At 69.5% G+C, this 20732-nt stretch carries 24 protein-coding genes; 11 read left to right on the forward strand and 13 right to left on the reverse strand.

Translation table 11 applies throughout. The features are described 5' to 3' along the window. Entirely contained in the window at positions 1 to 978 is a 978-nt protein-coding gene (locus AB0M48_RS04700; RefSeq protein WP_090068720.1) for an ABC transporter permease, read from the reverse strand. 478 nt (positions 979 to 1456) lie between these two features. Further along, the gene (locus AB0M48_RS04705) at positions 1457 to 2488 is read right to left on the reverse strand and encodes a hypothetical protein (RefSeq protein ID WP_363835978.1); all 1032 of its coding nucleotides are present in this window, start codon (positions 2486 to 2488) and stop codon (positions 1457 to 1459) included. Positions 2489 to 2506: 18 nt separating this feature from the next. Here AB0M48_RS04705 and AB0M48_RS04710 point away from each other — a divergent pair, with 18 nt between their 5' ends. Genes AB0M48_RS04710 through AB0M48_RS04720 form a run of 3 tightly spaced genes read left to right on the forward strand, consistent with a single transcriptional unit; the run spans position 2507 to position 4983 of the window. Further along, on the forward strand, positions 2507 to 3058 hold the full coding sequence (locus AB0M48_RS04710) for a DUF6886 family protein (RefSeq protein ID WP_363835979.1): 552 nt from the start codon (positions 2507 to 2509) through the stop codon (positions 3056 to 3058). A gap of 9 nt (positions 3059 to 3067) precedes the next feature. Next, positions 3068 to 3718 (forward strand): response regulator transcription factor, encoded by a 651-nt coding sequence (locus tag AB0M48_RS04715; protein ID WP_363835980.1) that lies wholly within the window; start codon positions 3068 to 3070, stop codon positions 3716 to 3718. Beyond that, positions 3715 to 4983, forward strand: a complete 1269-nt coding sequence (locus AB0M48_RS04720; protein ID WP_363835981.1) for a HAMP domain-containing sensor histidine kinase — start codon at positions 3715 to 3717, stop codon at positions 4981 to 4983. The genes AB0M48_RS04715 and AB0M48_RS04720 overlap by 4 nt, the downstream gene beginning before the upstream one ends. Here AB0M48_RS04720 and AB0M48_RS04725 read toward each other — a convergent pair. Beyond that, positions 4940 to 5467 carry an SgcJ/EcaC family oxidoreductase gene (locus AB0M48_RS04725; protein WP_363835982.1) on the reverse strand — a complete coding sequence of 176 codons (528 nt, stop codon included), beginning with the start codon at positions 5465 to 5467 and terminating at the stop codon, positions 4940 to 4942. The genes AB0M48_RS04720 and AB0M48_RS04725 overlap by 44 nt on opposite strands. A gap of 83 nt (positions 5468 to 5550) precedes the next feature. On the opposite strand from AB0M48_RS04725, the gene AB0M48_RS04730 reads away from it, so the two are divergent. Continuing rightward, on the forward strand, positions 5551 to 5928 hold the full coding sequence (locus tag AB0M48_RS04730) for a PH domain-containing protein (protein WP_363835983.1): 378 nt from the start codon (positions 5551 to 5553) through the stop codon (positions 5926 to 5928). A 311-nt stretch (positions 5929 to 6239) separates the two neighbouring features. Here AB0M48_RS04730 and AB0M48_RS04735 read toward each other — a convergent pair whose 3' ends face one another. After that, the gene (locus AB0M48_RS04735; protein ID WP_363835984.1) at positions 6240 to 6677 is read right to left on the reverse strand and encodes a hypothetical protein; all 438 of its coding nucleotides are present in this window, start codon (positions 6675 to 6677) and stop codon (positions 6240 to 6242) included. Positions 6678 to 6785: 108 nt separating this feature from the next. After that, positions 6786 to 7445 (reverse strand): helix-turn-helix domain-containing protein, encoded by a 660-nt coding sequence (locus tag AB0M48_RS04740; RefSeq protein WP_363835985.1) that lies wholly within the window; start codon positions 7443 to 7445, stop codon positions 6786 to 6788. Between the two features lie 94 nt (positions 7446 to 7539). Between AB0M48_RS04740 and AB0M48_RS04745 the strand changes: the two genes are divergently transcribed. The 3 genes from AB0M48_RS04745 (at position 7540) to AB0M48_RS04755 (ending at position 9621) form a co-directional block, all read left to right on the forward strand. Continuing rightward, complete coding sequence (locus AB0M48_RS04745) at positions 7540 to 8685, forward strand: acyl-CoA dehydrogenase family protein (protein ID WP_363835986.1); 1146 nt, start codon at positions 7540 to 7542, stop codon at positions 8683 to 8685. A gap of 85 nt (positions 8686 to 8770) precedes the next feature. Continuing rightward, positions 8771 to 9178, forward strand: a complete 408-nt coding sequence (locus AB0M48_RS04750) for a VOC family protein (protein ID WP_363835987.1) — start codon at positions 8771 to 8773, stop codon at positions 9176 to 9178. Positions 9179 to 9240: 62 nt separating this feature from the next. Further along, entirely contained in the window at positions 9241 to 9621 is a 381-nt protein-coding gene (locus AB0M48_RS04755) for a class I SAM-dependent methyltransferase (protein ID WP_363835988.1), read from the forward strand. A 323-nt stretch (positions 9622 to 9944) separates the two neighbouring features. On the opposite strand, the gene AB0M48_RS04760 is transcribed toward AB0M48_RS04755, so the two are convergent. From AB0M48_RS04760 to AB0M48_RS04790, 7 genes are read right to left on the reverse strand one after another with little or no spacing between them, the layout of a single operon-like run. Beyond that, a complete protein-coding gene (locus AB0M48_RS04760; protein WP_363835989.1) occupies positions 9945 to 10427 on the reverse strand; it encodes a hypothetical protein in 483 nt (160 codons plus the stop codon). Positions 10428 to 10465: 38 nt separating this feature from the next. Next, on the reverse strand, positions 10466 to 12178 hold the full coding sequence (locus tag AB0M48_RS04765) for a DUF2264 domain-containing protein (protein ID WP_363835990.1): 1713 nt from the start codon (positions 12176 to 12178) through the stop codon (positions 10466 to 10468). Then, the gene (locus AB0M48_RS04770; protein ID WP_363835992.1) at positions 12175 to 13125 is read right to left on the reverse strand and encodes a hydroxyacid dehydrogenase; all 951 of its coding nucleotides are present in this window, start codon (positions 13123 to 13125) and stop codon (positions 12175 to 12177) included. The genes AB0M48_RS04765 and AB0M48_RS04770 overlap by 4 nt, the downstream gene beginning before the upstream one ends. Then, positions 13122 to 13949: a carbohydrate ABC transporter permease gene (locus AB0M48_RS04775; protein ID WP_363835993.1), complete on the reverse strand. Its 828-nt coding sequence runs from the start codon at positions 13947 to 13949 to the stop codon at positions 13122 to 13124. Before AB0M48_RS04775 ends, AB0M48_RS04770 begins: the two co-directional genes overlap by 4 nt. Further along, positions 13949 to 14824, reverse strand: coding sequence for a sugar ABC transporter permease (locus AB0M48_RS04780; protein ID WP_363835994.1), 876 nt, complete (start codon positions 14822 to 14824; stop codon positions 13949 to 13951). The genes AB0M48_RS04775 and AB0M48_RS04780 overlap by 1 nt, the downstream gene beginning before the upstream one ends. Beyond that, entirely contained in the window at positions 14821 to 16119 is a 1299-nt protein-coding gene (locus AB0M48_RS04785) for an extracellular solute-binding protein (RefSeq protein WP_363835995.1), read from the reverse strand. The genes AB0M48_RS04780 and AB0M48_RS04785 overlap by 4 nt, the downstream gene beginning before the upstream one ends. Positions 16120 to 16152: 33 nt before the next feature. Next, the gene (locus tag AB0M48_RS04790; protein WP_363835997.1) at positions 16153 to 17181 is read right to left on the reverse strand and encodes a substrate-binding domain-containing protein; all 1029 of its coding nucleotides are present in this window, start codon (positions 17179 to 17181) and stop codon (positions 16153 to 16155) included. Between the two features lie 98 nt (positions 17182 to 17279). Between AB0M48_RS04790 and AB0M48_RS04795 the strand changes: the two genes are divergently transcribed. Genes AB0M48_RS04795 through AB0M48_RS04810 form a run of 4 tightly spaced genes read left to right on the forward strand, consistent with a single transcriptional unit; the run spans position 17280 to position 19295 of the window. Next, positions 17280 to 18200, forward strand: a complete 921-nt coding sequence (locus tag AB0M48_RS04795) for a TIGR01777 family oxidoreductase (protein ID WP_363835998.1) — start codon at positions 17280 to 17282, stop codon at positions 18198 to 18200. 1 nt (position 18201) lies between these two features. Then, positions 18202 to 18453, forward strand: a complete 252-nt coding sequence (locus tag AB0M48_RS04800; RefSeq protein WP_363836000.1) for a hypothetical protein — start codon at positions 18202 to 18204, stop codon at positions 18451 to 18453. Next, a complete protein-coding gene (locus AB0M48_RS04805; protein ID WP_363836001.1) occupies positions 18446 to 18712 on the forward strand; it encodes an SH3-like domain-containing protein in 267 nt (88 codons plus the stop codon). The genes AB0M48_RS04800 and AB0M48_RS04805 overlap by 8 nt, the downstream gene beginning before the upstream one ends. After that, positions 18705 to 19295 carry a nitrile hydratase subunit alpha gene (locus tag AB0M48_RS04810; RefSeq protein ID WP_363836002.1) on the forward strand — a complete coding sequence of 197 codons (591 nt, stop codon included), beginning with the start codon at positions 18705 to 18707 and terminating at the stop codon, positions 19293 to 19295. The genes AB0M48_RS04805 and AB0M48_RS04810 overlap by 8 nt, the downstream gene beginning before the upstream one ends. A 24-nt stretch (positions 19296 to 19319) precedes the next feature. Here the strand turns inward: AB0M48_RS04810 and AB0M48_RS04815 are convergent, their stop codons facing one another. Continuing rightward, complete coding sequence (locus AB0M48_RS04815) at positions 19320 to 20717, reverse strand: serine hydrolase (RefSeq protein ID WP_363836004.1); 1398 nt, start codon at positions 20715 to 20717, stop codon at positions 19320 to 19322. Between the last annotated feature and the right edge of the window lie 15 nt (positions 20718 to 20732).

Here is a 20732-nt window from a genome sequence, read left to right on the forward strand (position 1 = left end):
CTAGTTCACGCGGATTCGGGGGTCGAGCGCGGCGTACAGCACGTCGGCGAGCCAGCCGGAGAACAGCACGCACACCGCGACGAAGAGCGTCACCGTGGCGGTGATGTTCGTGTCCTGCGCCGAGATGCCGGTGACGAGCCAGTCACCCATGCCGAACCAGCCGAAGATCCGCTCGGTGAACGTGCCACCGACGACGAGCAGGCCGAAACCGAACGCGAACAGGGTCGCCATCGGGATGAGCGCGGTGCGCAGGCCGTGCTTGAACAGCGCCTTGCGGCGGGTCAGCCCCTTGGCCTGGGCGGTGCGCAGGAAGTCGCTGCCGAGCACGTCGAGCATCGACGAGCGCTGGTAGCGGCTGTAGTAGGCGATCTGGCCGAGCGCGATCGCGAGCGTCGGCACGATCAGGTGCTGCAGCCGGTCGCCCAGGTGCTCGAACCAGTTGCCCTGGAATCCTGGTGTCGTCTCACCGACGAAGATCAGCACGTTGGTGCCGATCGAGTCGTTGATCCCTTGCGCGCCCATCTTCAGCAGCGTGCCCAGCACGAACACGGGTGTGGACAGCAGTATGAAGCTGAACAGGGTCGCGAAGTAGTCGCTGAACTTGTACTGCCGGATCGCGCTCACGACACCGAGCAGCACACCGAACAGGATGCCGATCGTGATGCCGAGCAGGAACAGCCTCAAACTCACGCCGATGCGCCTGCCGAGTTCGTCCGTGATCGGGCGATCGGTGATCGTGCGACCGAAGTCGCCCTGGACCACACCGCCCATCCACGTGACGAACCGCTGCGGGATCGGCTGGTCGAGGTGGAGGTCTCTCTTCTTCGCCTCGATCGACGCCGCCGGCGGCGGTGGGTTGCGTTGTTGCAGCACCCCGATCGGGTCAAAGGTGGCGGAGGCCAACGTGAACGCGAGGAACGTCGCCACTAGGGCGAGCACCACGTAGTTGACCAACCGCCGCAACAGAAATCCGGCCACCCGTGTTCAGTCCTCTCCCCGGTGGTTGCGACATCGGCACACTGGATTGCAGTGGACGAGTTGCAAGAGATTAACCGCCGATCTGGCGGACCGCTGCCCACCCCCACCAATACGCGGAGGCCCACTGACCGGGCCATAGTCACCCATGCGTGGAGGAAAGGGCGGCCGAACTGCCACATCAACAGTTGACTCTCGCCAATTGTGTGCTGAAGCGTGACCATTGTGCGGCCGGATCGCCGTATTCACCGTGAAGTTCTGTCTCACCTCGGATGGATGTTGACGCATCCGGGTGAATGGAATCGCCGGAAGACGTGGGACAAGCAGCGCAATGTGATCATAAACCGGGCATCACACTGCGAAGCGCTTCGGGCGTGCACCGTGACTGCATCGATGCGGAGCAGGCCGAACGCCCGTCCAGCTCACCGGGCGCTCGCCCGAACGGGGTGAACCACGTCACAGTCCGGCGGGACCAGATGGCTCAGGCGGCCTGACCGAGGCGCCAGAGACGGCCGCCCGCGATCACGAACACTTGGTCGCCGACCTTCTCCGCCGCCACGACCGCACCGGACGGTCCGTCCGCCGGGCGTTCGTCCTTCTCGGACACCAGCTTCACGCCGCCGTGCTCGACGACCAACGTCGGGACGCCGTTGACGGGAACGGGCGCGGCGAGCTTGTCGTCGTCGCCGACGGGGATGTCCGGGGTGGTGAGCTTCTTCCAGTCCGGGCCCGACCACCACGCGAGCTTGCCCTTGCTGCGGCCCACGACGTGGCAGGTGCCGTCCCAGCAGCGGGCGGCCAGCGCGGCGTCGCCGTCCGGGAGGGTGGCGGTGGTCCAGGTGGTGCCGTCGAACCGCCAGACCGCGGCGCTCACGGTGCCCTTCGCGATCTGCCAGCCGGTCACGAGCGCGCCGTCGCCGTCCGGGGTGACGGCCAGCGGGAACCGGAGGAGCTCCTGCGAGCTTTCGAGGACGGTGCCGGCGGACGGCTGACGGGTCCAGGTGCCGGCGGCGTAGGTCCAGGCCGCGATGTCGAGGCCCGCCTTGGCGCTCTGCCAGGTGCCGATGATCAGCGGCCCCTTCGCCGTGCGCACCGGCCCGATCAGCTCGCCCGCGCCGTAGCCGCCGAACGTGCTGAAGGCCTGCGGTTTCTCGTTGATGGCACGGGTGTCGCCGGTCCAGGCGCTCCAGCGGACGTTGCCGTGCGCACCGCCTCGCTCGCCGCCGACACCGGTGATCGTGGTGCCGTCGGAGGTGATGCCGTACCAGTGCGCTTCCTTGCCGTACGGGGTCGCCGGGGTCAGCCGGGAGTTCGACACCGTGCCGTCCTTGGTCCGGGTGACGAGCTCGGGGTGGTCGGACGGGCGGGTGCCGATGACCAGCATGTCGCCGTGCGTGGCCAACGCTTCGGGCGTGGCCGTGAGGTCGACGGCGGTGAATCCGACCGTGTTGTCCGCACCGCCTGAAGAGCAGCCGGCGAGGACCAGCAAAACCGCGAGCGTCAGCCTGCGCATGCGCGCCAGTATGACCATATGCGGCCCGAACCCGGTCAGGTGTTGCACTTCTCCGAGGATCCTTCGATCACCCGGTTCGTCCCGCATCGGGCGGCGACCGCGCGGCAGCCCGGCGAGTACGTGTGGGCGGTGGACGCCGATCGCTGCCCCGACTACTGGTTTCCGCGGCAGTGCCCGCGGGCGATGGCCTGGACGACACCGGACACCACCGGGCAGGACCGCGACCGGATCATCGGACCCGGCTGCGGAACCAGGGTGCACGCCGTCGAGTACGGGTGGCTGGAGCGGATCCGGACCGTCGAGCTGTACGCGTACCGGTTGCCCGCGAGCGTGTTCCGGCCGTTCAGCGAGGACGGCACCGGCGGCGGGCACGCCGTCGTCGCCACGGAGCCCGTGGTGCCGCTCGGTCCGGCCGAACGCGTCGGCGACCTGTTCGCGCTGCACGAGGAGGCGGGCATCGGACTGCGCGTGCTCCCCCGGTTGTGGCCGTTCTGGGACGAGGTGACGGCGAGCACCCTGGGGTTCAGCGGCATCCGGCTGCGCAATGCCCTGCCCCGATCAGTGGAATGATCTCCGCCCATGCGGGTGCTGCTGGTGGAGGACGACGAGCCGATCGCGGAATCGCTGACGCGCGGACTGTCCCGCTACGGGTTCGAGGCCACGTGGGTGCGCACGGGCGCGGAGGCGCTGACGGCCGGGGATTTCGCCCTCGTGCTCGTCGACCTCGGGCTGCCCGACATGGACGGCCTCGACGTCTGCCGTGAGCTGCGGGCGCGCGGGGACGTGCCGATCATCGTGATCAGCGCGCGGTCCGACGAGGTCGACCGGGTGGTCGGGCTGGAGATCGGTGCCGACGACTACGTCACCAAGCCGTTCGGGGTGCGTGAGGTGATCGCACGGATGCGAGCGGTCCTCAGGCGCGTGCAGCCCGCCCAGCCCGAACCGGAGACGCACGGGCGGGTGCGGATCGATCGGCGCACACGGCGAGTGCACCTCGACGGCGATGAGATCGAGCTGACGCCGAAGGAGTTCGACCTGCTGGCGTTCCTGGCCGAGGAACCGGGCTCGGTGTTCACCCGCGAGCAGATCATGGAGGCGGTGTGGGACGAGAACTGGTTCGGTCCCACCAAGACGCTCGACGTGCACGTCGGCGTGCTGCGCCGCAAGCTCGGTGACGCCGCCTCGCTGGAGACCGTGCGGGGCGTGGGGTTCCGGCTGGTGCTCTCGTGATCCGCCAGCTCGCCTGGAGCTACGTGCTGCTGGTGGCGGTGGCGATCGCGGCGTTCACGGTGCCGGTGGCGTTCACGCTCAACCAGCAGCTCTACGACGACGCCGTGAACACCGCCCGGCGCGAGGCCGACACGGCCGCGTTGCTGCTGGCGTCCGGCGACACGAGGTCGTTGAACGCCTTGGCGGACGCCTACGAACGGCAGACCCCCGGCCGGATCGACGTCCTCGAACCCCAGCCGGAGTCGAAGGTCTGGGACTCGGAGGGCTTGAAGCTCACGGTTCCGGCGAAGACGCCCGACGGCACGGTCGTCGGTGCGATCCGCCTGTCCTATCCGGACGATCGGATCACGCAGAGGCTCTGGCAGATCTGGGGGTTCCGCGCCGCGCTCGCCGTGGGCGTGCTGATCCTGGCGGCGTTCCTGGGGCTGTGGCTGGCGAAGCGGGTCACCCGGCCGTTGCGCGAGCTCAACGTGATGGCGGGCAGGCTGCGCGACGGCGACCTGACGGCGCGGGCCGAGGAGACGGGACCGCCCGAGACCCGCACGCTCGCCCGCACCCTCAACACCGCGACCGAGACGATCGGCACGCTGGTCGGCTCGCAACGCGCGTTCATCGGCGACGCCTCGCACCAGCTCCGGACGCCGCTGACCGCGCTGCGGCTCAGCCTCGACAACGTGGCCGACGGCGTCGACGACCCGACGGTCCGCGAGGACGTCGAGATGGCGGCGGCCGAGATCGTGCGGATGTCCCGGCTGGTCAACGGTCTGCTGGCGCTGGCCCGCGCCGAGGCGGACGTCCCCCACCCCGAACCGGTGCAGGTGCTCGACGTCGTCGCGGAGCGGTTCACCGCGTGGCGCGCCGCCGCCGACGAACGCTCGATCTCCCTGGTGGCCGAAGGCTTCGACATCCGCGTGCTCGCCACGCCGGGACACCTCGAGCAGGTGCTGGACAACGTGCTGTCCAACGCGCTGGAGGTGTCCCCGGACGGCGCCACGATCCTCGTCCGCACCACCCGGCCGGGCCTGGTCGAGGTCATCGACGCCGGCCCCGGCCTGCCGGAGGCCGACCGGGCGCGGGCGTTCGACAGGTTCTGGCGCGGCCAGGGCCTCACCGGCAAGGGCGGGTCCGGCCTCGGCCTCGCCATCGTGAAGCAGCTCGTCACCGACGACGGCGGCTCGGTGTCGCTGGAGGCGGCGGCGAGCGGCGGGTTGTGCGTGCGGATCAGACTTGCTCCGGCATCGCCGACGAGTGGTGGTTCACGATGAGCCACTTCCCGCCGACCTTCTCGTAGACGAACGTGTAGCGCGCGTCCACGGTCGTCGCCTTGCCGTCCTTGGTGAGCGCGAACCGGTAGGTGCCCGCGTCGATCGCGTCGTCGGCGTCGAGGACGGCGACGTGCGAGTCGAGGATGGTGCCGCTCGGCTCGTTGAGCAGGAAGTGCTCGAAGTAGTCGACGATCTCGGCCCGCGAGGACCGCACCTGGTTCGACACCGTGGGCAGCAGAACCGCGTTCGGAGCGTAGCGATCGGCAACTTTCTGGGGGTCACCCGTTGCGAGCGAGGCGTTCCAGTCGGCGAACAACGCCTGAATCTGCTCGGTCGTCGGCCGCTCGTCCGATCCCGTGGACGTCTGCGCTGGGGCGCTGGAACATCCGACGAGCAGAGCGGTCGCTCCGACCAGTCCGGTGGCTCCGATGAAGTGCTTGCGCATCGTGTCGTTCTCCCCGATCGAGTGGCTGTTGAGATCCACTTTCGAGGCAGGACCGGAAACGTCCGGACAGCAGCGGCCCAGTACCGGGACAAGCTTTCGGAAAGCCTGGTAAACGTGGACGTATGGGACTTCTCAGCGGAATGATGGGGAACGCTTCGAAGCTCGACCCGCGGGACGCCGCGAAGGAGTTCGGGCGGCTGCTGGCGCAGGGTGAGCAGATCCACGCGGCGTACCAGCTGGTGCGCGATTCGTTCCTGTTCACCGACCGGAGGCTCATCCTGGTCGACAAGCAGGGCATGACGGGCAAGAAGGTCGAGTACCACTCGGTGCCGTACAAGGCGATCACGCAGTTCTCAGTCGAGACGGCCGGTCATTTCGACATGGACGCGGAGCTGAAGATCTGGATCTCCGGCGGCGACGCGCCGATCTCCAAGCAGTTCGGCAAGGGCGTCGACGTCTACGAGGTGCAGGCGCTGCTGGCCGCGTTCATCGCCCGGTAGCACGGCCTGCGAGCCGATCGCCACGGCGATCTCGGCCAGCGCCAGGAGCAGCGCGGTGACCACGTGTCCGGCGTCCAGCAGGAGGTTCGCCGCGGTCAGAGCCACGGGCACCACCCGTCCGCGGACCAGCACTCGCAGGACGGCGGTGGCGCAGCGGGTGGTGGACATTTCCGTTCCCTCCAACGTATCCGGCTCTCACAGATACGTCGAACGGCACCCTCCCGATTCGACCGGTCAGGCCCAGAATTCTTGTCCCGCAACGAAAAATCCCCCGCAGGCACAGGGCCTGCGGGGGACGTCGGCGGTGCGGTCTAGCGGGCCTGCAGCATCGGCCGGAACTTGTCGCGGTAGGCCCAGGCGAGGCCGATCTCGGCGGCGACCACGAAGAGCGCCATGCCCATGCCCGCCGGCTCCAGGAACACGTGGATCAGGAAGATGTTCACGATCACCGGCGCCAGGATCGCCAGGGCCAGCGGCACGAACCGGCCGGCGACCAGCAGCAGGCCCGCGACCAGCTGGACGCCCGACGACAGCTGCAGCATGTAGCCGGTCGCGTAGAGCGCCGTCGTGAACGCCACCCCGGCCGGTGCCATCGTGCTCGGGTCCGGTGCGGGCATGAAGTTCAGGAACCCGTTCAAGCCGGTCACGGTGAACAGCAGGCCGGTCAGCACGCGGGTCACGAGCGTGGCGTGGCGGGCGGCGGCCGACTTGCGGGAGACGCGGGCGGGGGCGGCGATCGTGGCGGTCATGTCGAGTTCCTCCTGGGCTGTCGTGTCCTTCCGCTGATGCGTCGAACGGGCAGCAGCCCGGATCGACACGACGGCCCAGAAATCTTCAAAAAAACTTGTTCGCGCTGGTCAGGCGCGTGCCGCACGCACGTGCTCCGCGACCGGGCTGAGTTTCAGCCACTCCGGCAGGCCGCGCACCACCCAGCGTCGGCCGGTCAGCTCGATGGTGCCCGCGCGCACGGCGTCGAGCAGGCCGATCTCGCCCTCCCACATCCGGAAGAGCGTGGCGATGTCGGATGCCAGCACCGCGTCGACCTCCAGGCCCGGGTCGGTGTAGCAGATCGAGGCGTCACCGGGTTCGACGACGAGCCAGAACGTGCGGCGCCGGTCGTTGATGCGGACCTCGATGGTCGCGCGTTTGTCCAGCGTGCCCGTGTCGACGCGGCCGTGCATCCACCACATCAGCACCTCGGGGTCGAGCTCGTCGGCGCGCGGATCGCCGAACGCGTAGCGGGCGCCCCAGTCGGCGAGGCCGAACACCAAGGGGTGCAACGCCTGCCCGGCCGGCGTCAACGCGTAGCCGTCGCCGGTGCGCTGCACCAGGCCGGCGGTCGCCAGCTGCCGCAGCCGCCGCGACAGCAGAGCGCGCGAGAGCCCCGGCAGGCCGCGGGAGAGCTCGTTGAAGCGCGAGGCACCGACGAGCATGTCCCGCACGATCAGCAACGTCCACCGGTCGCCCAGCACCTCGACGGCGCGGACGATCGGGCAGTACTGCGCATACGTCCTCACAGGGGAAGTCTCCGTCGCGGCGGGGGTTTCGTTACCGCCGTCCGGTTCACTTTCAGAACTACCCGCGGGGGTTGCGCGTTCTTACGTTTGTCGCATGACAACACTTGACGCACCACGGGTGACCAGCACGTTCCCCACTGTGACCAGAGACGGCGACGACAAGTTCGCAGGGATGGCAGCACGCATCGGTGCCATCGCGGCGGCCAACGCGTCCGAGCACGACCGCGACGCCACGTTCGTGAGCGAGGCGTACGAGGCCATGCGCGAGGAGGGCTACCTGGCGTTGGCCGTACCCGAGGAACTGGGCGGGTTCGGTGCCACCATGCGGCAGGTCTGTTACGCGCAGGCCGAGCTCGCACGGCACGACGGCGCCACCGCGCTGGCCGTCACCATGCACCTGTACCTGACGCTGATGCAGGGCTACCGGCGCCGCAAGGGCGCACCGGACGCGGAGGGCGTGCTGCGACGCGTGGCCGCGGAAGGCCTGGTCATCGCGACCAGCGGCGGCTCGGACTGGCTGTGGCCCACGACCACCGCGACGCCCGTGGACGGCGGCTTCCTGGTGAACGGGCGCAAGACGTTCTGCAGCCAGTCTCCGCGCGCCGACGTCGTGGCCACCTCCGCCGTCCTCGGCGAGGAGGTGCTGCACTTCAGCGCCCCGCTGAACGCCGACGGCGTGCGCATCGAGGAAACGTGGGACACGCTCGGCATGCGCGGCACGGCCAGCCACGACGTGGTGCTGGAGGACGTGTTCATCCCGGCCGAGAAGATCGCCGCCCGCCGCCCCTACGGCGAGTTCGGCGTACCCCTGTTCGCCGCGGTCGTCCACTTCGCACCGGTCTGCGGGGCGACGTACTTCGGCATCGCGGCGGGCGCGCGGGACGTGGCCGTGCGGTCGACGTCGAAGAGCGCCACCCGGCAGATCGGGCTGATGGACTACAAGCTGCGCACCGCGTGGTGGTCGCTGATGGGCTCGATCGACGAGCTCGGCGACGACTACACGGCCAACGCCGCGTCGACCATCACGGTGATGCTGGCCAAGCGCCAGGCCGTCGTGGAGGCGATCGAGGTCGTGAACCTCGCGATGGAGGTCCTGGGTGGACGGTCGTTCTTCCGGCGTTCTCCGCTGGAGCGCGCCTACCGCGACGTGCGCGCCGGGACGTTCCACCCGCTGACACCCGAAGCCACACTCGTGTACGCGGGCAAGGTCGCTCAGGGTGACCCCGGGGTCACTGAATAGAATTCATCTTGGGTGAAGTTCAGGTTGTAGGTGTGCCAAGGTTTTGCGAGGATTCGTGTCCGACTTCGGAGAAGGAGCGATTCCGGTGGCCACTCGCCTCAACCCGTACATCAGCTTCGACGGTCAGGCCCGCCAGGCGATGGAGTTCTACCAGTCGGTCTTCGGCGGTGAGCTGAAGATGAGCACCTTCGGCGAGTTCGGCATGCAGGACACGCCGCAGGCCGACCAGATCATGCACGCGCAGCTGGAGACCTCGGCCGGTTACACGATCATGGCCGCCGACACGCCGCCCGGCATGGAGTACAAGGCCGGCTCCCGCATCACGGTGTCGCTGTCGGGCGACGAAGAGGTGCTGCGCGACTACTTCAACGCCCTCGCCGAAGGTGGCGAGGTCGGGACGCCGCTGGAGAAGCAGATGTGGGGCGACGAGTACGGCGACCTCGTCGACAAGTTCGGCGTCAACTGGATGGTCAACATGGGCGGCCTGGGCTGACGACCGTTCCGGCGGGGCTGCGGGAGTAGCCCCGCCCGCCGCGCTGCCGCATCATGTGGACCATGAGCGAGCGTCTGCGGGATGTGGTCGGCCAACTCGCGATCCGGCCCGGCGACCGGGTGCTGGAGATCGGCTGCGGCCAGGGCGTGGCCGCCACGATGGTGTGCCGGCTGCTCACCACCGGCACGCTCACCGCGATCGACCGCTCCACCAAGATGATCGAGGCCGCGACCCGCCGCAACGCCGCGTACGTGGCGTCGGGCAGGGCCGAGTTCCTCATCGCGTCGCTGGAGGACATGAACCTCGGCGACCGGCGGTTCGACCTGGTGTTCGCGGTGCGGGTCGGGCTGTTCCACCGCGATCCGGACCGCGCGCACGCGTTGCTGGAGCCGTGGCTCGCGCCGGGCGCGCGGGTGTTGTCGTTCTTCGACGTACCGGTCTAGGGCGTGTCCCGTAAGTCCGTTCGAGGAGAGTCACGGTCGAGAGTCCCGGAGGCGGTGCCGCCGCGATGCCCTCATACCGGGCGTATTCGGGCTTTGCGGCGGTGCCGTCTCCGGGGCCCTCGGCCGCGACTATCGCGGACGAGACTTACGGGACACGCCCTAGGGCCTGTGTCGAAGTCTGGTTCGATGAGAGTCGCGCTTGAGGTGGTTTTTGGTGGTGTGGCCGGATGGCCCGCATACCGGTGTTGTACGTGGGTCGTCCGGCCGTGCCGCCAGGGGCCGCCTCGGGCCCGGCTGTCGCGGATCAGACTTCGACACAGGCCCTAGATCCGGCCGAACAGGTCCGTGATCAGCTTCTTCGACGGCTCGACGCCCGCGGGCGACATCACCTCGATCTGGGTCTTGCCCTTGCGCGCGGCCACGGTGTGCTGGGCGGTCTCGGACCCGCCCGCGCTGGACTCGTAGGCCTCGTCGAACAGACCCTCGATGGCCCTGGCCTTCTCCGGCCTGCCCTTGGCGAACGTCGCGGCGGTCGCGTTGGTGGTGAACCGCACCTCGACCGGCATGCCCGCGCCCACGTAGTTGCACGTCGTCACGGCCTTGTCGACGCTCTCCCGCTGGCCCTGCAGCCGCAGGTTGAGCGCCTTGCCCACGACGGAGGAGTTGGCGTTCGCGCAGTTCGGGCCGGTGCCGGCGGGCTGCTCGACCGTCGTCGGGGCCGCGGGAACCTGCGACGGGGCGGCCTCCGGCTCGGAGGTGCAGGCGGCGAGCAGGAACGCGCCGGCGGCGAGAAGGGTGATGCGCACATCCCTTCATCGAGCCTGCCGCCGCCGCGTTACCCCGGTCAGGCGTCCAGGGTGAGCCGGAGGATCTCGTCGACGCGGGCGTCCCAGTCCGCTTCCGCGACGGAGCCGTCGAGAACCGCCACCGCCGCGAGAGTCACGGTGCCCTCGACGTCCGCGGTCAGCACGGGGACCTTCGCGGTGGCGGTGAACGCCGTGCCCTGCGGCGCGGTACGCGACTCCGTGCCCGTCCAGCCCCGCACACCGGCCAGCGACGACTTCAGGTCCGTGGCCCAGCCGGTGAGCTCGGCCCTCGTGCCGGGCGGTGCGCCGATCACGCGGTGGATGCGCAGCTCCTGGTCGTCCCAGACCGCCGTGACGCTCTCGATCCGCAGTCCCGGCACGGTGGGCTGGTGCGCGTCGAACACCGGGCGGTGCCAGGACGCGGCCCAGTTGTCCCGCGCGCCCAGCGGGTGGATCCGCCTGCGCACGCTGCGGTCGCCCCTGAAGACCAGGCTGATGTGGTTGTCGGCCACGTTGTGCTTTGCGGTCGGGCCGCTGGCCGTCGAGTAGGCGAAGCGGCTGTAGAGGGGGTCGTCCTCGGTCGCGTACTCGCCCTCGAACGGCCGGACGTGGTCGCTGCCGTGGTTGTGCAGCCGCGTCACGCCGTTGTGCCGCTGGATCAGGAAGCCCGGGCCGGGCAGCGCGAGCGTCCGGTCCTCGTCCGGGTCCTCCTCCTGCGCTGTCCACAGTGGATGCTCCGCGCCGGCGAGCAGGCAGACGAACGCCTTGGACGCCCAGTACGGCGAGGCCGGGCCGGAGTAGACCTGCAGACTCGCCTCGTGCGGGCCGTGCCAGCCGAGGCTGAGCAGATCGTCGGACAGCGATCCCCGGTCGAGGAAGTAGCGGAGGGTCCGGCTGATGAGCTGGCGGGAGTGGCCGGGACTCAGCGGCGTCTCGCCGGTGATCGCGCCCAGTGCCACGGCCGACGCGGCGGCGAAGCGGTAGGTGAGCGACCGTCCGAAGTAGAGCGGGGCGCCGTCCGCGCCGAACAGCAGGTGGAAGCTCTCCAGGTGCTCGCGCAGGTGCGTGGTGACGGGACGGCCGTCGAGGTGGGCGTCGAGCGCCGGGTAGAGGTGCAGCGCCCAGCCGTTGTAGTGGTCGAACGCGCGGCCGTCGCCGTCGGAGTACCAGCCGTCGCCGGCATACCAGCCCTGGAGCAGTTCCATCGCGCGGGCCTTGGCCTGGCGGGTCTCGTCGTCACCGCGTCCGGCCGACTCCAGGAACGACGCCACGGTGTACGGGAAGAAGTACCAGTTGTTGGCTGCGGGAACGCGCCGCAGCGCCTCCCGGAGCCAGGCCTCGGCGCGGTCCTGCACCGCCTCCGGGAGCTCGTCCCAGAGCCACGGCTTGGTGAGGCGCAGGCCCAGCGCCACGGAGGCCGACTCGACCATGGGCTGGCCGACGTCGAAGATCGCGGGCCACTCCCCCGCCGTGCCGGCCGCGAGCCCCGCGGCGTAGCGCTCCAGCCAGTTGTGCGGGTCCTCGCCGTGCGCGGTGCGGAACGCGGCGGCGAGGAACGTGCGGGCGTACCCCTCCAGGCCGTCCGAGCGGACACCGCTGCGGGACGGCCTGCCGGGCAGGTCGAGAAAGGCCTGGTCGCGGGACGCGTACCGCCAGGCGGCGGCGAGCAGGCCGTCGGCGGTGGCCACCCAGTGCTCGCGGGTGAGGCCGGTGCCGGGGCTGAGGACGTGGTCGGGGTCTGGCAGCTTCACGCGATGCGTTCCCTTCGATCAGCGGGCACCGGGGTCGCGAACGGCTCCCCCGCCGCCCACCTGCGGACCTCGTCCACGGCGTGGCGGCCGAGCCGGCCCCACTCGTTGCCCTGCGACCCGGCCAGGTGGGGCGTGATGAGCACGTTGTCGTTGCGCCACAACGGGTGGTCCGCGGGCAGCACCTCGGGGTCGGTCACGTCGAGCACCGCCCGGATCCGGCCGGCCTCGTCCGCCAGGGCGTCCTGGTCGACGACGGCGCCGCGGGCGGTGTTGATCAGCACGGCGTCGTCGCGCAGCAGGCCCAGCAGCTCGCGGCTCACCAGGCCCGTGGTCTCCGGCAGCAACGGCGTGTGCACGCTGACGACGTCGCTGCGCTCGAACAGCTCGGTGAGGCTCACGGACTCGGCACCGTCCACTTCGGCCACGAACGGGTCGTGCACCAGCACGTGGAAGTCGTAGGCCGCCAGCAGCTCGATCACCCGGCGGCCGACCATCGACGCGGACAGGATGCCGACCGTGGCACCGAAGTTGCCCACCGAGGCGGGCACCTCGTACACCGACATCCGCCGGGTCTCGCGGTAGTCGCGGGCGCGTTCGAGCACCCGCTTGCCGCTGAGCAGGATCATCGCGACGGTGTACTCGGCGACGGGCAGCGCGTTGGCCTGCGCGGCCGACGACACCGCGATGCCGCGTTCCCAGCAGGCGTCGGTGACGAAGCCCCTGACCGAGCCGGCGGTGTGCACGATCGCCCGCAGGCGAGGCAGCCGTGCGAGCACCTCGGCGGTGATCGGCGGGCAGCCCCAGCCCGTGACGAGCAGGTCGACGTCGGGGACCCCGGCGAAGTCGGGGCGGACGCCCGCGAAGTCGCAGACCGCCCGCAGGTCGTGGAGCACGGGCGTGAGAACGGCTTCGGCGGCCTCCGCCGACATCACGCCCGCGGCCCTCATTTGACGGCTCCCGCGGTCAGGCCGGCCTTCCAGAACCGTTGCAGCAGCATGAAAGCGAGGATCAGCGGCAGTACCGCGAAGAGAGATCCCATGATCACCACCGGGTAGTATTCGGGAGAGACAGTGGCCGAGCTGTTCCACTGGTAGAGGCCGAGGCTGACGGGGTAGAGCAACTGGTCGGACAGCATGACCATGGGCAGGAAGAAGTTGTTCCAGATCGTGGTGAGCTGGAACAGGAACAGCGTCACCACGCCCGGTCCCAGCATCCGGAAAGCGACCTTGAAGTAGGTGGCGAGGTCTCCCGCGCCGTCGATGCGGGCGGCCTCCAGCACCTCGTCCGGCACGTAGCCCTGCGCGAAGATCCGGCCGAGGTAGACGCCGAACGGGTTGAACAGCGCCGGGATGAACACCGCCCAGAACGTGTTCACGAGGCCCACCTCGGACGCCATCAGGTAGAGCGGCAGCGCGAGCACGGTCTGCGGCACCATGACCGCCGCGAGCACGAGCCCGAAGAGCTTCTCCTTGTGGCGGAAGGCGTACTTGTCGAACGCGTAGCCCGCGGCGATCGAGATGAACGCGCTGACCGCCGCGCCGGCCACGGCGTACAGCAGGCTGTTGAGGTACCAGCGCGGGTACAGGCCCTTGTCCATCGCGAACAGGTCCTTGACGTTGTCCACCAGCGAGAAGCCGCCGAAGAGGTCGCTGTTGAACAGGGCGTCGACGTTCTTCGTGGCGGCGAGCACCAGCCACATCACCGGCAGCAGGGTGTAGAGCACCGAGACACCGATGACCACGTTCACCGTGGTACGGCCGAGGAGGGTCATCAGGCGGCCTTCCTGTTCGTCCAGCGGGTGACGCCGTAGGACAGCGCGACCGTGAAGGCCAGCAGGATCACGGACGCGGCCGCGGCGAGGCCGTAGTTGTTGCGGGTGAAGGCGGCGTCGTAGATGTACATGCTCGGCGAGAACCGGGCGCTGATCATCGGGGTGGACTGGCTGAGCAGCACGGGTTCGGTGAACAGCTGCAGCGCCCAGATCAGGGTGAAGATGCCGACCGTGACGATCGCGCCGCGCACCAGCGGGGCCTTGATCCGCAGGGCCTGCTCGACCGGGCCCGCACCGTCCACGACGGACGCTTCCAGGACCTCGCGCGGCACGGCCTGCAACGCGGCGTAGAAGATCACCATGTTGTAGCCGAGGTTGCTCCACAGGGCGATGTTCACGATCGACGGCAGGACGGTGTCGATGCCGAGGAAGCTGATCTGGACGTCGGCCTTGGCGAACAGGTCGATGATCGGGCTCAGGCCGGGTGTGTAGAGGTAGAGCCAGATCAGCGCGGCGATGATGCCCGGAACGGCGTGCGGCAGGTAGAGGCCCATCTGCATCCAGCCGCGCAGCTTCGCCACGCCGGAGTCGAGCAGCAGCGCGAGGGTGAGCGCGCCGGCGACCATCAGCGGGATGTAGAGCAGGCAGTACAGCACGACGGTGAGGAGGCTGCCCAGGAACGTCGGGTCGCTCAGCACCGCGCCGTAGCTGCGCAGACCGACGAACACCGTGTTCTCCGGGCCGAAGCCCAGTCCCGGCTGGTCGGCGGCGAAGAAGCTGAGCCAGATCGCCGTGCCTGTCGGGATCAGGAACACCGTGATCAGCAGGAGGAAGAACGGCGCCATCAGCACGGCGCAGGCGAGTCTGCCCTTCACCGCGCACCCTCCTCAGTGGACAGTCCCAGTGCCAACAGGTCGGGCATCGTGCCGCTCTGCGCTTCCCGCACCGCGTCGATCAGCGTGCCGGCCCCGGCACCGGCCTTCGCGAACCCGTCCTGCATGACCTTCAGGGTGGCGGTCATCCGCGGGCCCCACACCCAGCCGTCGCGGATCTTGTCCGCCTCCTGCCGGAAGAGCCGGTAGATGTCCTGACCGCCGTAGTACTCGCTGGGGAACGCCTTGGCGCCCGTCTCGACCAGGCCGGGCGCGACCGGGTACTGACTGCTGGTGCCGCTCTTCAACCGAGCCGTCAGCGCGTCCGGATGCGTGCACTGCCACTCGATGAACTCCATCGCGGCCTCGGGTTCGGCGGAGTCCTTGGTGACGGCGAACGTCGAACCGCCGTGCGTGCCGACGACCTGCTCGTCCCAGATCGGCAGGGGGGCGATGCGCCACTTGCCCTTCTGCGCGGGCCTCGCCCGCATCTGCGCACCCGCGTCCCACGCGCCGCTCAGCCTGGTGATCACCCGGTCCTGGCCGATCTGCGCGTCGTGCTGCTTGCTGTCACCGGCGTTGCGGAACATCAGGTCCTCGTCGATGAGCCCCTGCCAGTAGGCGGCGACCTTCTGAGTGGGCCCGTCGGCGAGGGACACGCGCCACTTGCCACCGCTGGTGTCGAACCACTGCGCGCCGGCCTGCCAGGCGTGGCAGGCGAACTGCGTGCCGCCGTCCGTGGGGAAGAGCGCGAGCCTCTTGTCCGGGAACCTGGACCTCACCGCCCGTGCGAGGCCGGCGAACTCGTCCCAGGTCGTCGGGACTTCGAAACCGTTGGCGTGGAACAGGTCCGCGCGGTAGTGCAGGACCATCGGCTCGACGTCGAGCGGGACGCTGAACACGCGGTTGTCGAACGTCGTGAGCTTGAGCGCCTGCGGCAGGAGCTTCTGCTTCAGGCGGTCGGTCACGAGGTCGGTGATGTCCCTGGCCACGCCGTCGATCGCGTACCCCGGGACCTGCGGGTACTCGATCGTGGCGATGTCCGGTGCGTTGCCCGCGCGAGCCGCGTTGCTGAGCTTGGCGTAGCCGCCCTGCCCACCGGAGGGGATCTGCTGGAAGACCACCCGGATGCGGTTCTGCGAGGAGTTGAAGGCGTCGACGACCTGCTGACTACCGCGCAGGGCCGACCAGAACGTGATCTCCACCGGACCTCCGGCACCGCGGCGTTGCGGAGTGGAGCAGGCCGCCAACGGTGCCGTGAGACCCGCCGCGAGAAGTGTGCGACGACTCAGGCGCATGGATCGCATCCTGATCGCCTGATCGGTTTGCCGTCAAGAAACGTTCAAACGCTCAGTCGATGAGCGGACCTTCAACGTCGGCAGCAGCTCGACGCGTTCGGTGGCCGCGACCTGGCCCTTCAGCTTGCGGAGCAGCAACTCGGCGGCGACCCTGCCGACCTCGGTCTTCGGCGGCGCCACGGCCGTGAGCGGGATGCTGCCGAGCGACGCGACCACGTCGTCGTACGACACGACCGAGCACATCCGCGGCACCTCCATCCCGGCGTGCATCATCTGCTGGACCAGCATCAACGCGTCCTCGTCGCCGTGCAGCACCGCCGCCGTGGCCCGACGCTCGCGCACCACGTCCACCAGCCCGGTGTCCGGCGAGCTCCGCACCGTGACCGTGTCCTCCAGGTCCGCCGAGATCTCGCGGAACGCCCTGCGCAGCACCCGCGCCGTCGGACTGTCGTCGCGTGCGGCGAGCACGATCCGGCGATGACCGAGGTCGGTGAGGTGCTTCACGGCCAGATGCATGCCGTACCAGTGGTCCGAGCACACGGAGTTCATGGCACGCAGGCCCCCGCTCGGGCGGCGTTCCATGAGGACGGTCGGCACGCCCGTGTCCGCGAGCCAGTCGTCCTCGGTCTCCTCCTCGGACGTGCGCCACCGCGGCGCCATCAGCAGCCCCTGCACCGGCTCGGTCAGCGCCTTCTCGACGATGGGCCGTTCCGCGCCCCTGACCTGCGGCGCGATGTGCAGGACGACCCGCATGCCGGCCTCTTCGAGGGCCTTGCGGGCGCCGTTCATCGTCTCGTAGAGGTACGTGTGCCGCTCCGGCACGACCAGCGCGATCGCCCCGTTCGTGGCCTGCCTGGGCTCCGGCTGCTCGATCGGCGTGAGCGAGCGCGCTACGCCATGCCCGCGACGCAGCTTGCCGAGCCGTGCCAGCTCCTCGACGTCGCGCCTGATCGTGACGATCGAAACGTCCAGCTCCCCGGCCAGATCGCTCACCCTGACCGTGCCCCGCGACGCCGTGACGGCCAGAATCCGCTGCCGCCGCGCCTCGCTGGACTCACGCATGACCGACCGCCTGTTCGTTTGAGCGTTTTCCGGGAGCATAGCTGAAACGGCTCTCAGCGACCGGGGGCTAGCGTCGTCCGCGAGGGGGAAGCGACGACATGAAGATCGTGATTCCAGGCGGTACCGGGCAGGTCGGCGGCGTGCTGACCCGCGCGTTCGAGGCGGCGGGCCACGAGGTCGTGATCATCAGCCGCGGCGCCGGCGTGCGCTGGGACGGCCACACGCTCGGCAGGTGGGCCGACGAGGTCGACGGCGCCGACGTCGTGATCAACCTGGCCGGGCGGAGCGTGAGCTGCCGCTACACGGCGGAGAACCTGCAGCAGATGATGCGCTCGCGCGTGGACTCCGCGCGGGTCGTCGGCGAGGCCATCGCGAAGGCGGCCGACCCGCCGAAGGTGTGGCTGCAGATGAGCACGGCGACGATCTACTCGCACCGGTTCGACGCGGCCAACGACGAGGAGACCGGCGTTCTCGGCGGACGCGAACCGGACGTGCCGGGCTACTGGACCTACAGCGTCGAGATCGCCAAGCGCTGGGAGGCCGAGCTGAACGAGGCCGACACGCCGGGCACGCGCAAGGTCGCGCTCCGGGCGGCGATGGTGATGAGCCCGGACAGGGGCGGCGTGTTCGACTACCTGTCGTGGATGGCGCGGCTCGGCCTGGGCGGGCCCGTGGCGGGCGGGCACCAGTACGTCTCGTGGATCCACGACGACGACTTCGTGCGGGCGGTCGCACTGCTGATCAGGGAACCGATCGCGGGCGCGGTCAACCTCGCGGCGCCGAACCCGGTGCCGCAGCGGGAGTTCATGCGCGAGCTGCGCGAGGCCTGGCACGTGCCGGTCGGACTGCCCGCGACGAGCTGGATGGCCGAGATCGGGGCGTTCGCGATCCGCACCGACACCGAACTGCTCCTCAAGAGCCGCCGGGTCGTTCCGGGCAGGCTCCAGCAGGCCGGATTCGAGTTCCACTTCCCGAACTGGCGGGAGGCGGCGCAGAATCTGGCTGAGCGGAGGAGGTGACATGCCGAGGATCAACGACGTCGGCGGCCAGGACAGCTTCGGGCCCGTGGTCGAGGAGCTCGACGAACCGCCGTTCCACGCCGACTGGGAAGCCCACGTCATGGCGATGAACCGCGCGCTGATCGTGCGGGGCGTCTACAACCTGGACGAGTTCCGGGACGCCGTCGAACGCACGATGTCGCACGAGTCGTCCTACTACGAGAACTGGTTCCGCGCGATCCAGACGCTGCTGAAGGAGCGCGGCGTTGTCTGAGCGCTACCGGACCGGTGACCGCGTCCGGACGTCCACAGTGGACCCGGATCACCACACCCGGCTGCCGCACTACGCGCGCGGCCGCCTCGGCACGGTGATCGGGCACGACGGCGTTCACCCGCTGGCGGACCTGAGCGCGCGGGGAGTCCAGCAGCCACAGCAGGTGTACCTGGTGCGGTTCTCCGCACGCGAACTGTTCGGCCACGGCGACCACAGCGTGACGCTGTCCCTCTGGGAGGACTACCTCAGCGATGAGTGACGACCACGACGACTCCCCGATCGCCGCGCGCGTCCGGGAGCTGGAAGCGGCCCTCGAGGAGAAGGGGCTGCTGGACCCGCGGGAACTGGACCAGGTGCTGGAGGCGTTCACGCACAGGGCCTCCCCCGCCAACGGGTTCCGGGTCGTAGCCCGGGCCTGGACCGACGACGGCTTCCGGGCGCGGCTGCTGGACAACGCGAACGAGGCGTTGCCCGAGCTCGGGTTGTCGATGGGCGGCGGCCTGCAGGTGCAACGGCTGCACGTCGTCGAGAACACGGAGGACGTGCACAACGTCCTCGTGTGCACCCTCTGCAGCTGCTACCCGCTCTCGCTGCTCGGACCGTCCCCCACCTGGTACAAGAGCCCGGCGTACCGCGCGAAGGTGGTCAGCCACCCGCGCGAGGTGCTGGAGCAGTTCGGGCTGACGCTGCCCGGGACCACCAGGATCGAGGTGTGGGACGCGAACGCCGAGTCGCGGTACATGGTGCTGCCGCGCCGTCCCGAGGGCACCGGCGACCTCACCGAGGCCGAGCTGGCGGCACTGGTGACGCGCAACGGACTGATCGGCACTGCGGCCGTGTGACCGGCCGCGGTGCCGCACTGCCGGCTACAGGTTCTTCATGATGGTGTCGATCGCCTTGCCGAGCTGCGCGTACTTCTGCGTGTACAGCACGGGGTACACGCCGGGCGGGTCGGCCGGGCGGTCGGCGTCCACGTAGTCGGTGCCCAGATTGCAGAACACGACCACGATGTAGTTGCGGTTGTCCTTGCCGCGCAGCGACTTCACGATGCCCGCGTCGGAACCGGTCGTGTCGACCCAGCCCGTCTTGTGCGCGAACGTCACCTCGGCTGCGTCGTTGCACGGACGCACGTCACGATCGTAGACCGCGTCGCCGACGGTCACGGTGCCGTCCGGCTTGATCCAGCGCGACGGCACCTGCTGCGGGATGCCCTGCACCGGGTAGTCGCGCCCGCACCAGTTCGGCGTGGACAGCATCTCGTTGTGGCCCTGGCCCGCCAGCGTCTCCTGGAAGAACTTCCGCGACGAGTACGAGAGTTCGTTGCGGGTGACGGGCTTGCCCTTGTCGGTCTTCCACAGCACGCCCGCGCCGCCGTTGACCAGCAGCAGGAGCTTCGCGGTGTCGAGGCCGCTCATGTTGGAGCCGATCCACCGGCCGCCGTTGCCGGGAAGGGTGCCGGTGACCATCAGGGTCGGCATGCCGAGGCCGGCGAACGTCTGGTTGACCTCGTCCCAGGCGTTGTGGTCGTGGATCAGCTTGATCAGCGAGCAGGTGGACTCGTTCTGCGACTTCGTGATCATCTCGTCGAAGTGCTGCCGGATCTTCTTCACCGACGGCCCGCCGCACGCCGGGCGCACCGGGTCAGGGGCGTAGGTGTAGTCGGCGTCGAGGTCGATCCTGCCCTGGTCGGCCAGGCGCAGCACGCCGAAGCCCACCATCAGCTTCAGCACCGACGCCGGGTACGGCGAGGAGAAGTCGATCGCCGCGTTCTCCCGGCCGGGCAGCACGTCGACGGTGCCCTTGCCGCCGTTGACGTCCCACTCGGTGTCGTCCCACCAGCGGTAGCGCACCTGGTCGGTGGACAGGCCCTGGTGCGAGACCGGCACGACCACGCCGTTCGGGTACTGCGGGCTGAGCAGCACGTTCGCCACCGACTTGGGGCGGCCGAGCGGGTCGAGCTCGATGATCGCCGCGTCCATGTTCGGCGTCTGGTGCAACGGCTTGCCCACCGCCGCCATCCGCGCCTGGGCCTTGTTCATCAGCTCCGCGGGCGAGGCGTCGTACTTCTCCCGCTTGCCCGCCGACCGTGCGCCGAACTCCGGCGGGGTCAGGTCGATGACGTCCTTGAAGTTCTGCGCGACGATCGCCTCACGCAGCCGCTCGGCCAGCGGGCGGTCGTACTCCTCGGCCGACGCCGCCGGCGCGAGGGTCGCACCGGACAGCGCGAGAACCGTGCCCAGCACGGCGAAACGCTTGATTTTCATTCACTTCCCCAGTCG

This window comes from Lentzea sp. NPDC051208 (genome assembly GCF_040682435.1).
GTDB lineage: Bacteria > Actinomycetota > Actinomycetes > Mycobacteriales > Pseudonocardiaceae > Lentzea > Lentzea kristufekii.